Origin of the sequence: Niallia sp. Kr1 (assembly GCF_050389805.1) — a bacterium.
In the GTDB taxonomy this organism is placed as follows: Bacteria; Bacillota; Bacilli; order Bacillales; family Cytobacillaceae; genus Bacillus_BD.
Window position 1 is genome coordinate 2,665,138 of sequence record NZ_CP130945.1, and the last position, 16,776, is coordinate 2,681,913.

Sequence of the window (16,776 nt, forward strand, 5' to 3'; positions counted from 1 at the left end):
CTTAAAAGGAGGGATAAAGTGAAACCACCCAAGTTCAATTACCTTCGCCCTAATAGTTTTGAAGAAACACTTGATTTGTTAGAACAATATGGAGATGATGCCAAAATAATGTCTGGTGGTCAGAGTCTTATTCCATTATTAAATATGAGGCTATCTACTCCTGCTTATATAATCGACATAGGTAGAGTAAAAGAACTACAAGGAATACGTGAAGAAGATGATGTCATAGTAATTGGTGGGATGACAAGGCATGTTGATGTAGAAAGATCAAAACTAGTCCAAGATAAATGTCCTCTATTAATAGAAGGAATTCGTTGGATTGGTCATGCTCAAATCCGAAGTAGAGGTACAATTGGAGGCAGTATTGCACATGGGGATCCTTCCGCAGAACTACCATGTATATTAACTGCTTTAAGAGGTGAAATTGTGATTGCATCAAAGGATGAGGAAATTACTTTGACACCCGAAGAATTTTTCTTGAGTTATCTTTTAACATCAATTGAGCCTCATCAAATTGTTAAAGAAGTGCGCTTTCCTAAGATGGTAAAGGGAAGTGGCTATGCTTTTGAAGAAATAGCTAGAAGAAGTGGCGACTTTGCCTTGGCAGAAGTAGCTGTTGCTATTGAACTAGAAAAAAGCGGAATGATAAAAGACGCCAAGATTGCAATGGGAGGAGCAAACCCTGTCCCATTTATCCCTGAAGAAACAGAAGAATTCCTAAAAGGAAAGAACCCTCATTCATCACTAATTAAGGAAGCAGCTTTCATGCAACTAGATGAATTAGAACCAGAAGGAGATATACATGGAACAGAGGAATACAGACGGAATTTGTCAGGAGTATTATTAGAACGAGCGTTAACAAAAGCTGTCGCTAAAGCTGGAGGAGGTGTCCTTGCATGAACCTAGTAACAGTTAAAATGAGGGTGAATGGTATTGATGCGGAAAAGGAAATTGAGCCAAGATTACTATTATCTGATTTTCTTAGAGAAGAGTTAAATTTAACAGGAACTCATGTTGGATGTGAACACGGTGTTTGTGGGGCATGTACGATTTTGGTAAATAATGAATCCGCTCGATCTTGTTTAATGTTGGCAGTTCAAGCGGATGGTTATGAGGTTGAAACGGTGGAATCGTTAGCAAATGAAGACGGAACCCTCCATCCACTTCAACAAGCATTTAAAGAAGAACATGGATTGCAATGCGGTTTTTGTACACCTGGTATTTTAATGTCGATGAAGAGATTTTTAATCGAACACCCTGAACCAAATGAAGATGAGATTCGCGAAGCACTTTCGGGAAATTTATGCAGATGTACAGGATATACCAATATTATTAAAGCTGTTAAAAAAACATCAGATAACTTAAAAAAAGTTCAAGTATAAGTATTCAATTAAATACAAATAAAGGAGTAGATGTAAAAATGTTAAGACTAAGCTTAGGTACTGGAGATTATGATCGTTGTATGCCGATTAAAGATGGTAGAGTGAAAGTTCAAGGGGTAGAATTAAATCCATTATTTTTAGATGCTGAAGAATTATTTTTCCGAATGGCACGTTATCAAGACCTTGATATAGCGGAATTTTCTCTATCATCATATGTATTAAGTGTATCTCGTGGTAATAGCCCTTTTATTGCGATTCCTGTATTTCTATCAAGAGCCTTTAGACATGGGAATATATTAATCAACAGTCATTCTGGTATCACACGTCCAGAAAATTTAAAGGGTAAAAGAATCGGGATTCCCGAGTATCAAATGACTGCACTAGTGTGGCAAAGAGGAATTTTAAAAGATGAATATGGTGTAGATCCCTCAGATATTCAATGGGTAGCAGGAGGGGAAGAACAGCCAGGAAGAGATGAACGAATTCCTTGGACTCCACCAGAAGGAATTTCAATTGAACAAGCTCCAGAAGGTAAGACCTTAACGGGAATGCTCCTAGAAGGTGAGATTGACGGTTTATTATGTGCGAGACTCCCTTCCGCTTTTAATAATGGTGACCCACGTATTAAACGATTATGGGAAGATTCTAAAGCAGCTGAGCAAGATTATTTCAAACGAACGGGTATTTTTCCAATTATGCACACTGTCGTGATTAAACGAGAGATATATGAACAAAACCCATGGTTGGCACCTGAGCTTGTGAAAGCATTCCAAGAAGCAAAAGACATTGCAGAGAAAAACTTGTTTGATCTCACTGCATTAAAAACGATGCTACCATGGGGTGTTTTTGAAGCAGAGGAAGAAAGAAAAATCTTTAATGGTAATATTTGGCCTTATGGGATTGAGGAAAACTATCATGTATTAGATACTTTCCTACAATATCATTTTGAACAAGGTTTGTCAGAAAGACGTGTAAGAGTTGAGGAATTGTTTGCGCCAAATACGGTGAAACAGTCAGCAATTTAATTTCAAAAATGGAGGAAACTATATGAAAAAGGGTTATAAATTATTTGGTAGTTTAATTATTGGGATTACATTGTTATTATCTGCATGCGGGCAGACTAGTAGCACAGATAGTGACGATAGCTCAAAAGATAAAAATAGTTCTCCTGTCATAACGAATATTGTTGGTGGTTCTGTTGGAGGATCATGGTCCGTATTTTCTGAAGGGATTGCCGAATCAATTAGAAAAACACATGAAGGATCAATTGTAACCGTTGAACCTGGTGGGTTAGTCGAAAATCCACCGTTGGTTGGAGATAATACAGTTCCATTTGGAATTGCGTATTCTATGACTTCACATGCTGCTTATACAGGTACAGAACCTTACAATAAAAAATATGAAGACATAAGAGCCGTAAGTGTTGTTATTCCGAGGAATCTATATCAATTTGTAGCCGTAGAGAACGCTCCGTATGATTCTTTTGATGATATTGTGGAAAGTCAATATCCTGCCCGTATTGTGGTGGATGATAAAGGTTCACCGGGAGAAATTATTACCAGAAAGATTCTGGAGGCCTACGGGACTTCCTATGAAGAAATTATTGGGTGGGGAGGATCAGTAGATCACTTAGGAGGTTCAAAACCATTTGAAATGATGAGTGATAACCGGGCAGATGGAACAGGGGACGCAATCCCAGTTCCTGATAGTTCAATTATTGAGGCTTCAACTACGATGAAATTAAAGATGATTTCTTTAAATGACGATGTTATTGATAAATTAGAAAAAGACTTAGGTTTAATAGAGGGAACCGTTGAAGCTAGTGCCTATGATTTCCAAAAAGAAGCCATTAAAACAGTTAATACACCTGCCATTTTAATTACAAACAAAAACGTAGATGATGAGACAGTATATAAAATGGTGAAATCGATTTACGAGAATTTAGAATACTTAGGCACTGTCCATGAGGAGTTCAAAAAGTTAACTAAAGAAAATATGGCTGATGTTGGTTCAGTGCCGCTCCATCCAGGGGCTGAAAAGTTTTTTAAAGAGATTGGCGTAATAGAATAAGAGATTTGTATAAAGAACTTAAAAAGTTCTAAGTGGCTTGTAAGGGACCTACATTGGTCCCTTTATTTTAAGAAGCCTTAAAGGAGGGAATTTATTTGAAACCATTATCCCGTATTAGAAATGCAATAGGTGGAATTTTTATCGAGGGTAGTTCGCGTGAATTACAAGGTGTTAGTAAAATAATCTTTGCGGTTTTAGCCTGCATTACCTCTATCTATCAGATTTGGTCTGTTATCTGGGGAAAATTAGATCCTATTAATCAGATGTCCATCCACTTATCGCTAATTCTAATTCTTTCCTTTTTTGCTTACACTTTTTCAAAAAAAATAAACAGTAATAAAAAGTTAATCGCCTTAGATATTATAGGAGGAATTTTAGCCTTATGGACTGGGATTTACTATACAGTTAATGCTGAAAGAATTGCTACAAGAATTCCTTCTATTGACTCACTCACAAATTGGGATGTCTTCTTTGGCTTTGTTTTGGTGGTTTTATCACTTGAGATTACTCGACGAACAATCGGTTTTCCCATTGTAGTCGTTGTATTCATCTTTTTAGCTTACGCTATTTGGGGGCACTTATTAAATGGTGTATGGGCCCACAGAGAAATGTCATTAACTGAAGTATTAGATCAACTTGCATTTAGTTTTAATGGACTATGGGGTTCTTCACTTGCGGTCGCAGCATCTTTTGTTTTTATGTTCATATTATTTGGGGCGTTTTTACAAAAGTCAGGTGCAGGTGAATTTTTCTTTGAAATTTCAACAGCAATTGCTGGCAGAAGTCGAGGTGGTGCTGCTAAAATTGCTATTTTTGCTAGTGCCTTTTTTGGTACGATCTCAGGAAGCCCGACTGCAAATGTTGTGACGACAGGTGCTTTTACCATTCCTATGGCTAAGAAGACAGGGTATAAACCAACCTTTGCAGCTGCTGTTGAATCTGTAGCATCAACTGGTGGAAGTATTTTACCACCTATTATGGGGTCATCCGCATTCCTAATGGCGGCTGTAACAGGATTATCATACGGTTCCATTGTTATTGCAGCACTTCTTCCAGCAGTTTTGTATTATGTATCGTTATTTTTTATGGTTCATTTTGAAGCAGTTCGAAGTAATTTACCAAGAATCGATAAAGATCAACTACCAAAAGTGAGTAAAACCCTTAAAAATGGCTGGCAGTATTTTATTCCATTGATCGTGTTAGTCGTATTCTTATTGCAAGGCTATAGTCCATCCCGTACAGGATTTTATGGAATTTTAGCGGTTATTGCCGTTAGTTGGTTTAAAAAAGATACGCGTATGGGACTAAAGAAAATTTATGAGGCCATGGTTGATGGGGCTAAGTCGTCACTTGCTGTATCAGCTGCCTGTGCTGCTGCAGGATTAGTTATAGCAGGAATTATGTCGACAGGCTTAGGAGGGAAATTAACGAGTATCATTCTCGGGATTACAGAAGGGATGTTATTCCCTACTCTCCTTATTGTTATGTTAATCTGTATTATTTTAGGAATGGGGATGCCAGTTGCAGCAGCATATATTTTAACAGCTATGCTTGCAGCGCCTGCGTTGATCGCAATGGGAATTTCTCCTATGGCAGCACACCTGTTTATTGTGTATTTTTCTATCATTTCTGCAATTACACCTCCGGTAGCAGTAGCTGCATTCGCGGCAGCGGGTATAGCTAATGCCAATCCAAATCGAGTCGGATTTGAAGCAGTGAGATTGGGGTTAGCAGGTTTTATTATCCCATTTATCTTTGTTTTAGAACCAGCGTTACTCATGGAGGGTTCTATTATAGCGATTATCTACTCGACCTTAACTGCTTTAGTTGGCTTAGTTTCCCTGTCAGCTGGAATCATAGGCTGGTTTATTAATAGAACCACTTTCCTAGAAAGAATACTTCTTATTGGATTTGGATTAGGGATGATATATCCAGGGGTTGTATCAGATATTATTGGTATTGGCGGAACGATTTTAATTTATTTACTTCAAAAGAGACGACCAGTGGAAATAGTGGAAAATTCTACAGTAATTCAAGGGTCAGAGTTACAGCAATAAGGTGTAGGTAGGAGGCTTTATGATGAAAAATGAAGGAAAATATATTGGTCTGGACTTAAGAAGAACGGAAGATGATCGATTACTCATGGGAAAAGGGATGTATGTTGATGACATAAAATTAGATGGTTGTTATCATGTAGCGTTTTTAAGAAGTCCTTACGCGCATGCTAACATAAACAACATCCGTACGGTAGAGGCTTTAGCGTTAGATGGGGTTATTGCTGCTTTTACAGGAGAGGACTTAGTGGATAAAGTAGGATACCTACCATTAATGTCTAATGTTTATCCTGGAGTTATGGAACGCGAAAAACCAATTATAAAGCCACAAATGCAAAGAGCACTTGCATATAAAAAAGCCCGTTACGTAGGAGAACCAGTTGCTGCGATTGTTGCTATATCAAGAGCGGTTGCTGAAGATGCTCTGGAACTAATTCAGATCGATTATGAACCACTTACTGTCGTAAATGATCCCTATAAAGCAATGAAAAAAGAATCTCCTATTCTATTTGAAGAATGGGGAGATAATATTGCAGTTTCTTATGAGGTTAAAGCAGGAAATGTAGAAAAAGTACTCAAAAATGCAGACTTTATAATAAGAGAAAAATTTAAAGTCAACCGTCAAAGTGGAAATCCAATTGAGACTAGGGGTGTTTTGACTAATTGGGATATACGTACTAATTCCTTAACGATGTGGAGTTCAACTCAAATGCCCCATAGACTACAATATTATATTTCTGAATGTCTGAGTATTCCAAAAAGTAATATTCGTGTAGTAGCTCCAGATGTAGGTGGTGGATTTGGTCCAAAAGCATTAATCTATTCAGAGGAGATCGCGTTAGCTTACTTTGCGACAGTGTTAAAAAAGCCATTGAAGTGGATAGAGGACCGTTTAGAACATATGAAAGGTACTGCCCATTCTAGGGACCAACACCATTTTGTAGAAGTAGGATTTCAAAAGGACGGTACGATCATTGGATTAAGGGATGAGTTAATCTTAGACACAGGAGCTTATAATTTATACGGGGTAAATACTTCATATAATACCGCTGCTCATTTACCAGGTCCATATCGTTTAGATCACTATACTTGTAATGTAAAAGTCATTTCTACAAATAAAGTACCGTGTTCACAGTATCGTGGTGCTGGAAGACCGGAAGCTGTGTTTGTTATGGATCGAATCATTGATTTAATCGCAAAACAATTAAATATGGATCCTGCTGATGTTCGGATAAAAAATATGATTACTAAAGAAGAAATGCCTTATGATACAGGACGATTGTATAAAGATGGTGAACCATTAATTTATGATAGCGGGGATTACGTAACCTGTTTTCATAAAGCACTAGAGGAGATTGACTATCATGAGTTTCGTTCCAAACAAGAACAGTACAGAAAAGAGGGGAAGTATATCGGAGTCGGTCTCTCTGCTTATGTCGAAGGAACAGGGCAAGGACCGCATGATGGGTGTCGCATCAGTATCGATTCTTCTGGAAGTATACTGTGTGGAGTTAGTACAGCTTCACAAGGTCAGGGGCATCAAACAACTTGGGCACAAATTTGTGCAGAATATTTAGATGTCCCAATGGAGCAAATCCAAATTGTAACGGGTGATACCGCCGCTGTAAAATATGGCAGTGGTACGTATGGAAGTAGAAGTGCTGTTGTGGGTGGTAACGCAATTGTAAAAGCATGTAAAAGTATTAAGAAAAAAGCCATAAAAATTGCGTCCATTCTCTTAGAAACGAGTAAGGAGAATTTGATAATCGGAAATGGTCGAGTCTTTTTAATTGATAAACCAGATGTTGGGTATACGTATGCTGAATTAGCAAAATGGGCTGAGCCTAATAAACTACCTTTAAAACATGATATTGAACCGGGGTTGTCAGTTGAAGAATACTTTGTCCCATCAACTGCTACTTATTCGAACGGGGTCCATGCCGCTTTAGTAGAAGTAGATATTGAATCAGGTAAAATAGAAATCATAAAATATGTGGTTTCGCATGATTCAGGAAAAATTATTAATCCAATGATTGCAGAAGGACAAATTGCAGGTGGAGTGGCCCAAGGAATCGGTGGAGCAGTCTATGAAGAAATCGTTTATGATGATAACGGTCAAATTGTAACAGGTACGTATATGGATTATTTATTACCAACTGCAAGTGAAATTCCTGATATTATATCGATTCATATGGAGTCCCCTAGTACGAGAAACTCTCTAGGAGTAAAAGGAGTTGGAGAAGGTGGTACCATTTCACCTCCAGCTGTTCTAGCTAATGCAGTTGAAGATGCTCTTCGCTCTTTCGATATTAAAATAAACAGTTTACCATTATCGCCAAACTATATTTGGAATTTAGTTAATGAATCAAGCCAGCAGAATAAGCAATTAGTTATGAAATCAAACGATTAATAAAAGTGCCAGGTGCCTGCAAGTTTAAGGTGCCTTGGCACTTTTTTCCATATAAAGGAAAATTCGCTCGTTACTAATTTAATTGAAATAACAATCTTAAATGTTATTTTTCATATAAAAAATCGTGAATATTCGTTAAGATTTTGTAAGTTTTCCTTTTTATAAGAATAGTGTGATAAATTAATTCTGAAACCACATTGAGAACATACATTTCTAAAAAAGGAGAACGTCTAAATGAGTAAAAGAAAATGGAGAAAACCGATCAATACGATCCTATCAGTAGGATTAGCAGTAAGTATCGTGGTACCCACACTTTCGTCACCTGCACAAGCAGCGACACAGACTTCTGATTTATTGATTTCTGAATACATCGAGGGAAGTAGTTTTAATAAAGCCATTGAATTATACAATGGCACAGGTTCAGATATTGATTTATCGAATTATACGCTAGAGCTGTATTCAAATGGGGCATCAACAGCCTCACAAACATTGAAACTATCAAACCAGTTAAAAAATGGTGATACATATGTTTTATATCATAAAGATGCCAACGACGATATAAAAAGTAAAGGAGATTTTGCTAATTCTACCGTCATTAATTTTAACGGAGACGATCCCATTGTTTTAAAGAAAGATGGTATTGTGATTGATTCAATTGGTCAAGTTGGGGCAAGAGTAGAAAATTTAAAAGATGTCACGTTAATCAGAAACAGTAACATAGTTAACGGCGATTCGATCACAGATGACGCCTTTGACCCCACTGTGGAATGGACAGCACTTCCAAAAGATGATTCTTCAAATTTAGGGATTCATGGAACTACTACAGAAAATCCGGAGAATCCTGAAAATCCTGTAGAAGTCATTTCTATTGAAGAAGCACGTTCAAAATCTATAGGGGAAACAGTAACCATCAAAGGGATTGTGACGGCAAACTTAAAAAACACCGTACAAGTACAAGATGATACTGCAGGGATTGCCGTTCGTCCAGCAAGTTTGGAAGCCACTGTAGGGGATGAAGTAACCTTAAAGGGAAAATTATCTGATTATAATGGCTTACTTCAATTAGATGGTGCAGAGATTGTAGAAAAAACGGAAGACGTTGGAGCCCTTGCGCCAAAAATCGTCACAGGATCTCAAGTGGCAGAAGAGAATGAATCTCAACTAGTGACAGCAAAAGATATCCAGATTTTATCCGTGGACTCCGGTAGTACATGGGCAAATTACACGGTAACCGATGGAACAACTCAATTTATTGTTCGTGATGAAAGAAACGAATTGGGTCTAAAGGTGGGAAAATCCTATGATTCGATTTCTGGTATTGTCCAACAATTTTATGAAAACTACCAAATCATTCCTCGCTCCCAAGCTGATATTATTGAAGACGCAACGGTGGTTCAACCGGTAGTTGCATCAGCAAAAGCGGGGAACATTGCAAAAGGGACTGAAGTATCCTTAACAACAAACACTCCTGGAGCAACAATTTATTTTACAACAGATGGTAGTGAACCAACGAAAGAAAGCAAGATCTATCAAGAACCGATTGTGATTGACGAAGATACGGAAATTAAAGCGATCGCTATTAAAGAAGGACTGAAGGATAGTCACATCGCAACATATGAATATACCGTTTATGATCCTGAAAAAGGGCTACAAATTCACCATTTACAAGGAATGTCACACCAAAGTTCGATGAATGGGGAGGCGGTTTCAGATATTAAAGGGATTGTCACTTATGAATACAAAATCGGAAGTGGAAACTATTTTCATATGCAAACACCTGATGAGCTAAAGGATGATAATCCAAAAACCTCTGAAGGAATTGTCGTGTATACAGGAAATAGAGCAGCCAATGTAGAAGTTGGTGATCTTGTATCTGTAGATGGAACGGTTGATGAATACCATATTGATGGATACTATGATACAAAACGAGAAACGGATTTACCGGTTACGCAAATTAATGCAAGAGATGATAGAGGTGGAAATGTAAAGGTTGAAGCAACTGATCAACCGTTACCGGAACCAATCAAAATCGATGGTATTTTGCCACAAGATGTTATTGATAATGATGGTTTTGCTGAATTTGATCCAGAAGAAGATGCGATTGACTTTTGGGAAAGCCTTGAGGGGATGCTTGTAGAAACGGGCAATGTTAAAGCTGTTGCTCCACAGGAACATGGAGATCTGATTACCGTGTTAGAGGATCGTAAAACCGATACGATTCATGGCGGCGTATTATTAACAGAAGAAAATACAAACCCAGATCGTATCCAATTTAAGCTTTATGACAATTACGAAGCAAGGGAATTTGAAGTTGCAACTGGGGATAAGTTTACAGGACCCATTAGTGGTGTTGTCAATTACGGATTCCAAAACTATAAAATTTACACAGACTATGAAAATATGAAAGAAAAACACGTAGTTGGTGAAGCAAAGCCTGAAAAAACAGAGCTTGAATTCGACAAGCAGAAGGTAACGATTGCTTCTTATAACCTAGAAAACTTCTCTAATAACAAAAGCGAAACATCTGAAGATAAAGCGCAGAAATTAGCAAGAGCCTTTGCAGTAGATATGCAAAATCCAGATATAATTGGGGTAACAGAAGTTCAAGATAACAATGGACAAAAGCCAGGAGACTCCCAAGCAAACGAAAGTTATGAAAGACTTATCGCTGAAATTGAAAAGATAAGTGGCGTCAAATATGATTATGTAAACATTGATCCTGAAAACAATTCAGACGGTGGAGCTCCAAATGCCAATATTCGTGTCGGATTCCTTTACAATCCAGATCGAGTGAAATTAACAAAAGGGATGCCGCAAGGGGACGCAACGACGGCTGTTGGCTTTGAAAAAGGAAAGCTAACCCATAACCCAGGCCGTATTGATCCAACAAATGAAGCTTTCGAAAATAGTCGTAAGCCATTGGCAGCTCAATTTGATTTCCGCGGAGAGAGTGTGATAGTGATTGTGAATCATTGGAATTCAAAATCTGGAGATACTCCATTGTTTGGATCCACTCAACCCCCAGTTTACGGTAGTGAAGAGCAACGCATAAAAATTGCGAATGTCGTAAACGATTTTATTGAGGAAATTGTTGCTGAAGATCCAGGTGCAAACATTGTTTCTGTAGGGGACTTTAACGACTTCCAATTTTCAAAGGCACTGAAAATTCACGAAGGTGAGCATATGACTAATATGATTAATACAGTGGATAAAGCCGATCGGTATACCTATCTTTTCCAAGGGAATTCACAAGTCCTTGACCATATTTTAGTGTCTAATCATTTAGCAGACACGACCAAAACGGATATTCTCCACATCAACGCAGACTTTACAGATATGGCTGGTCGAGCAAGCGATCATGATCCTGTACTCGTTCAAGTTGATTTAAAAGACAAAAAGCATAAAAAGGCGAAAAAGGTAAAACGTAATTAATCAAATTCAAATAAAGCCATTGATTATCTAACAAAAAAAGAGTATATTATTATTCAATAACCTCCTATTTGACAAGATTCAGATAGGAGGTTATTTTTTTGATAGGCTCTTTATTACGAATTATAACCGATAGAAGATAAAAGCGTTATAAACCCTAAATGTCTTAAAGAACCAAATTAATTTTAAAATATTTTTTTATTTTTTTAAACTTTCCTATAGTAAAAATCAACAGAAAACTATTCTATCAATGCAAATCTAATCTAAAAGTATTAATAATGCAAGACTTTTAATAGAATTCATATATATAGAAATAATATTTTGTTCAAAAATTAGTTATGTTTAAAAGATTCAGAATATATTTACAACTGCTATGATATATGATAACTTATAATTACAATAACATAACACAAAAAAATATTTATCAAATTTTGTGTTATACATTTTTTAAAAAGGAGAGAGAGTATATTGATCATTCATAACGAGGAAACTTATACACGTGATGAAATGGAAACGCTTCAATTGAAAAGATTGAAGAAAACAGTAGAAAGAGTTTATAACAAAGTTCCATTCTATCAAAATAAGTTTAAAGAAAGAAATTTAACACAAGAAAGCATTCAAAACCTTGATGACTTACAGAAACTTCCTTTTACTGTCAAAAAGGATCTTAGGGATCATTATCCGTATGGTTTATTTGCTGTGGAAACAAAAGATATCGTGCGAATACACGCCTCGTCTGGAACAAGCGGGAAACCAACAACTGTCGCTTATACAAAAAATGATATCGACAACTGGGCAGATATGGTTGCTCGTGCTATTGCCATTGCTGGAGGTGAGCCAGAGGGCATTTTTCAAAATGCATATGGATATGGTTTATTTACTGGAGGTTTAGGGCTTCATTATGGTGCCGAAAGACTAGGAATGGCAACTGTTCCTATTTCAGGAGGAAATACGGATCGTCAAATCACCATTATTGAAGACTATAAGCCAACGGTTATCGCTGGAACTCCTTCTTACATTTTAAAAGTGGGAGAAGAATTAAGTGCACAAGGATATGATCCTCGTGAATCCTCATTGAAGTTTGGTATTTTCGGAGCAGAGCCATGGTCTGAAGAAATGAGAAAATTATTAGAGGAAACATTTGATATAAAAGCCTGCGATATTTATGGTTTAAGTGAAGTGATGGGACCTGGAGTTGCGATGGAATGTCATGAAGCACAAGATGGTCTACATATTGCTGAGGATCATTTCATTGTAGAAGTGATTGGTCCGGATACGTTAGAAAGGCTCCCTGACGGGGAAGAAGGAGAATTGGTTTTCACTAGTTTAACGAAGGAAGCGTTTCCGGTTATCCGTTATCGGACAGGCGATATTGCATCCATTACAAGAGAAAAATGTAAATGTGGTAGAACAACAACAAGAATGTCACGGGTCAAAGGACGTATTGATGATATGTTAATTATTCGTGGAGTAAACGTATTTCCTTCTGAAATTGAGCATTACCTAATTCAAATCGATGAATTAGCACCACACTACCAAGTTCATCTGAAAAGAGAGAACAACCTTGATATTGTTGAACTTCATGTTGAGATAACAGAAAATGTTTACCAACAAGTCAACGGAAATATGGATCATGAATTTATTCCATCCATCAAGAAAACCGTTCAACATTCGATGAAAAATCATTGTTTAATCAGCATGAATGTTAAAGTATTACCACCAAGAAGTATTCCTAGATCTGAAGGGAAAGCCGTCCGTGTCATTGACCGGAGAAATGAAGCTGTAATTATATGAGAGAAGAATCGTGTCTAATAAAATACGAAATAAATATTCGGAAGATTTATAATTATGCAACAAATAAAACAAAATAGTTAGTGTAACATAATTTGGGATAGGTGAATTTTATAGGGGTTCTTTTTTAAATCTAGTACTCCTATAACACCGTCCCATTTTTAGAATAAAGAAAAGGAAGGATTGGGGATATGGGAGATTTGCTTCAATTTTCGATTACAGGTTTAACCATCGGAAGCATTTATGCCATTGTAGGCTTGGGCTTTGTCCTAATTTATAGTGTGACAAAAGTGATTAATATGGCTCAGGGCGAATTTGTCATGCTTGGCGGAATGATTATGTACACGGGTATTTCAGCTGGATTACCATACTGGGTAAGTTTTGTTTTTACAATTATCATTGTGATGATTTTAGGCTGGATCATAGAACGGTTTATGATAAGCCGAGCAAAAGGGGCAGATGCAATTAGTTTAATTATCTTAACCATTGGTGCTGCCATTTTTATTCGAGGTATTTCTAGCATGGTTTGGGGAAAGGATCAAGTTCGTATCGCTCCTTTTACTCTAAACGAACCGGTTGGTATTGGAGGTGCCGTAATCACCCCCCAAAGCATATGGGTTTTAGTCATTTCCCTAATTGTGGTAATAGGATTATACTACTTGATTGATAAAACGATTTTAGGAAAGGCATTTCAAGCTAGTTCGGTTAACCCATTAGCTGCACGGTTAATGGGAATTAGTCCACGTAAGATGTCATCCTTTTCATTTACATTAAGTGCTGCTTTAGGTGCTTTAGCAGGGCTTGTTATTGCCCCGATTATGTTTCCAGCTTATGACATGGGGGTTATGCTTGGAATTAAGGGGTTTTCAGCTGCGATATTGGGAGGATTAGGTAGTGCTCCAGGTGCTGTACTTGGAGGGATTATTATTGGTTTACTTGAATCATTTGGCGCTGGATATATTAGCTCAGGTTTAAAAGATGCAATTGCGTTCACAGCCATATTAGCGATTTTATTAATCCGACCTAGTGGGATTATGGGCGAGAAAAGTGTCGGGAAAGGAGGACTGTAATGAAACTTCAAGGTGTACAAAAAACGAATTGGATGGGTATCGGAATATTCGTCCTTCTCGTTCTTATCTTTCCTCTTGTCATCCCAACTTCTTTTTATATTACCCAAATTACCTTTGTTGGTATCTATGTGATTGTTGCAATTGGATTAGGACTTTTAATGGGGTATGCAGGTCAAATTTCACTCGGGCAGGCAGCTTTCTACGGGTTAGGTGCTTATACATCAGCCGTTTTGACCACAACGTATGGTGTAAGTCCATGGATCAGTTTACTATTTTCCATATTGGTGCCTGCCATTCTGGCTTTTATTTTGGGCTATACGATGTCAAGACTTAGTGGATATTACCTCGCAATGGCAACACTCGCATTTGGGTTCATTATTCACTCGGTTCTCGTTGAATGGAGAGGTGTGACAAATGGGGCTACGGGATTGTACGGAGTACCACAAATTCCGTTTTTCGGAATCACTTTATCTCAAGGAATCAATTATTACTACTTTGTTTGGTTTTTTGCGATCGTTGTCATGATTATTGCCTTCAATATTGTTCATTCACGAGTGGGGCGTGCGCTGAGGTCCATTCATGACAGTGAAATTGCTTCAAGTTCTATGGGAGTAAATACAGGAAAGTATAAAATGCAAATTTTTGTGTTAAGCTCCATGTTTGCAGGAATTGCCGGATGGTTATTTGCCCATATGTCTTATAGTATCTCACCATCTTCCTTTACCCTTGAGGCGTCGATTCTTTTTCTGGCTATGGTTGTATTAGGTGGAAGTAGTTCGATTTGGGGTGCAGTGATTGGTGCGATTCTGATACGCTTAATTGGGATTGTTACGCAGACTTTAGGAGAACATTTTACTTTTATAACAAGTGATTTTGAACAAGTATTATATGGGCTTTTATTAATACTTGTGATTATTTTTATGCCTCGAGGACTTGTTCCAACACTTTCAGCTTTATTCTCAAAACGTATGAAAACTAAAAAAGAAGTCATAAAAGAAACAGAAACGGCCAGTGTGAATTTTAGTAAATAGGGGGGTGTATCGGATATGCTAGAAGTAAAAAATGTAACAAAGCAATTTGGAGGGGTAGTGGCAAATAAAAATGTAACTTTTTCATTTGAAGTTGGGCAAATTGTCGGATTAATTGGCCCCAATGGTGCTGGAAAAAGTACGATGTTCAATATGATTTCAGCCATTTTTCCTCCCACAACTGGAACGATCTCATTCAATGGGAAGATGATTAATGAGCTTCCAACATATCAAATGGCAACTATTGGGATTTCGAGGACTTTTCAAAACTTACAAGTTTTTAAGAATATGACTGTGCTAGAAAATGTGATGATTGGTCAACATATTCATTCAAAGACTGGAATATTAAGGGCTGCGCTTCTTTCACCTAAGGCGAAAAAGGAAGAGAAAAGAGTCTATGAAGCAGCAATGGAACAACTAGCCATTGTCGGAATGGATGCGTTTTTTGACCATAAAGCAGGGAGTTTACCATTAGGAAAGCTAAGATTACTAGAATTGGCACGAGCGTTAGCCACCAGGCCACAATTGTTATTGCTTGATGAGATCGCCGCAGGATTAAATCATAAGGAAACTCTGGAAATGAGTCAACTCATTGAAAAGATTAAAGATATGGGAGTGACGGTCTTTGTTGTTGAGCATGATATGGATTTAGTGATGAATATTTGTGAGAAAATTATCGTCCTGGATCAAGGGGAAAAAATAGCTGAAGGGTCACCAAAGGAAATTCAAAATAACGAGAAAGTAATTACAGCCTATTTAGGTGCTGAAACGGAAGAAGAGGAGAGGGTCATATGAGTGAGAAAATTTTAACGATCGATGGGCTTTCTGTCTCATATGGTCCCATTCAGGCCTTAAGAAATGTTACCCTTCAGGTGAATAAGGGGGAAATTGTTGCCATTCTCGGTGCCAATGGTGCAGGAAAAACAACCTTACTGCAAACCATCTCAGGTTTATTAAAACCAAATGCCGGACAAATTGCATTCCAAAATCAAAATATAACGGGATGGGCCCCTGAACAAATTGTCAAAACACATTTAATCCATGTTCCAGAGCATAGACAAGTTTTTTCCACCCTTACGGTTCTGGATAATTTATACTTGGGAGCTTTTCATCATAGTAGAAAATCTAATAAAAAAATGATTGAAGAAGATATCGAAAAGATTTTTAGTCTATTCCCAATATTGAGAGAAAGAAAAGAGCAATTAGCAGGAACCTTATCAGGCGGACAACAGCAAATGCTTGCAATTGCCAGAGGAGTTATGGCAAAGCCGATCCTTTTACTATTAGATGAACCGACATTAGGTTTAGCTCCAATTATAGCGAGAGATGTACTTAGTTTAGTGAAATCTTTAAAAGATCTTTTTGGAACAACGGTTTTACTCATTGAACAAAATGTGGTTTCTTCATTGAAGATTTCGGACAGAGCCTATGTTATTTCACATGGGGAAATAGTAAAAAGTGGCGATGCTGCCATTTTATTAGAAGATAAAGAAATTAAAGAAGCCTATCTTGGACAAACCATTCATTAATATAAGAGGGGGA

12 protein-coding genes are annotated in these 16,776 nt (G+C 37.4%); all 12 read left to right on the forward strand.

Translation table 11 applies throughout. The annotated features are described in order from the left end of the window. Window positions 1–18 precede the first annotated feature (18 nt). The 12 genes from Q5760_RS12855 to Q5760_RS12910 all read left to right on the forward strand — a co-directional run bounded on the left by Q5760_RS12855 (window position 19) and on the right by Q5760_RS12910 (window position 16,763). Entirely contained in the window at window positions 19–900 is an 882-nt protein-coding gene (locus tag Q5760_RS12855; RefSeq protein WP_428908046.1) for an FAD binding domain-containing protein, read from the forward strand. After that, window positions 897–1,382, forward strand: coding sequence for a (2Fe-2S)-binding protein (locus Q5760_RS12860; RefSeq protein ID WP_428908047.1), 486 nt, complete (start codon window positions 897–899; stop codon window positions 1,380–1,382). The genes Q5760_RS12855 and Q5760_RS12860 overlap by 4 nt, the downstream gene beginning before the upstream one ends. A 38-nt stretch (window positions 1,383–1,420) precedes the next feature. Then, window positions 1,421–2,407, forward strand: coding sequence for a PhnD/SsuA/transferrin family substrate-binding protein (locus tag Q5760_RS12865; RefSeq protein WP_428908048.1), 987 nt, complete (start codon window positions 1,421–1,423; stop codon window positions 2,405–2,407). A gap of 22 nt (window positions 2,408–2,429) precedes the next feature. Beyond that, on the forward strand, window positions 2,430–3,452 hold the full coding sequence (locus Q5760_RS12870; protein WP_428908049.1) for a TAXI family TRAP transporter solute-binding subunit: 1,023 nt from the start codon (window positions 2,430–2,432) through the stop codon (window positions 3,450–3,452). Between the two features lie 95 nt (window positions 3,453–3,547). Then, a complete protein-coding gene (locus Q5760_RS12875) occupies window positions 3,548–5,509 on the forward strand; it encodes a TRAP transporter permease (RefSeq protein ID WP_428908050.1) in 1,962 nt (653 codons plus the stop codon). A 22-nt stretch (window positions 5,510–5,531) separates the two neighbouring features. Beyond that, window positions 5,532–7,916, forward strand: coding sequence for a xanthine dehydrogenase family protein molybdopterin-binding subunit (locus tag Q5760_RS12880; RefSeq protein WP_428908051.1), 2,385 nt, complete (start codon window positions 5,532–5,534; stop codon window positions 7,914–7,916). A 234-nt stretch (window positions 7,917–8,150) separates the two neighbouring features. After that, the gene (locus tag Q5760_RS12885; protein ID WP_428908052.1) at window positions 8,151–11,348 is read left to right on the forward strand and encodes a chitobiase/beta-hexosaminidase C-terminal domain-containing protein; all 3,198 of its coding nucleotides are present in this window, start codon (window positions 8,151–8,153) and stop codon (window positions 11,346–11,348) included. A gap of 465 nt (window positions 11,349–11,813) precedes the next feature. Continuing rightward, window positions 11,814–13,139 carry a phenylacetate--CoA ligase family protein gene (locus Q5760_RS12890; protein ID WP_428908053.1) on the forward strand — a complete coding sequence of 442 codons (1,326 nt, stop codon included), beginning with the start codon at window positions 11,814–11,816 and terminating at the stop codon, window positions 13,137–13,139. Window positions 13,140–13,327: 188 nt separating this feature from the next. Then, window positions 13,328–14,206 carry a branched-chain amino acid ABC transporter permease gene (locus tag Q5760_RS12895; protein WP_428908054.1) on the forward strand — a complete coding sequence of 293 codons (879 nt, stop codon included), beginning with the start codon at window positions 13,328–13,330 and terminating at the stop codon, window positions 14,204–14,206. Next, a complete protein-coding gene (locus Q5760_RS12900; RefSeq protein ID WP_428908055.1) occupies window positions 14,206–15,237 on the forward strand; it encodes a branched-chain amino acid ABC transporter permease in 1,032 nt (343 codons plus the stop codon). The genes Q5760_RS12895 and Q5760_RS12900 overlap by 1 nt, the downstream gene beginning before the upstream one ends. A 15-nt stretch (window positions 15,238–15,252) precedes the next feature. After that, window positions 15,253–16,029, forward strand: coding sequence for an ABC transporter ATP-binding protein (locus tag Q5760_RS12905; protein ID WP_428908056.1), 777 nt, complete (start codon window positions 15,253–15,255; stop codon window positions 16,027–16,029). Continuing rightward, window positions 16,026–16,763, forward strand: a complete 738-nt coding sequence (locus tag Q5760_RS12910; RefSeq protein ID WP_428908057.1) for an ABC transporter ATP-binding protein — start codon at window positions 16,026–16,028, stop codon at window positions 16,761–16,763. The genes Q5760_RS12905 and Q5760_RS12910 overlap by 4 nt, the downstream gene beginning before the upstream one ends. Window positions 16,764–16,776: the final 13 nt, after the last annotated feature.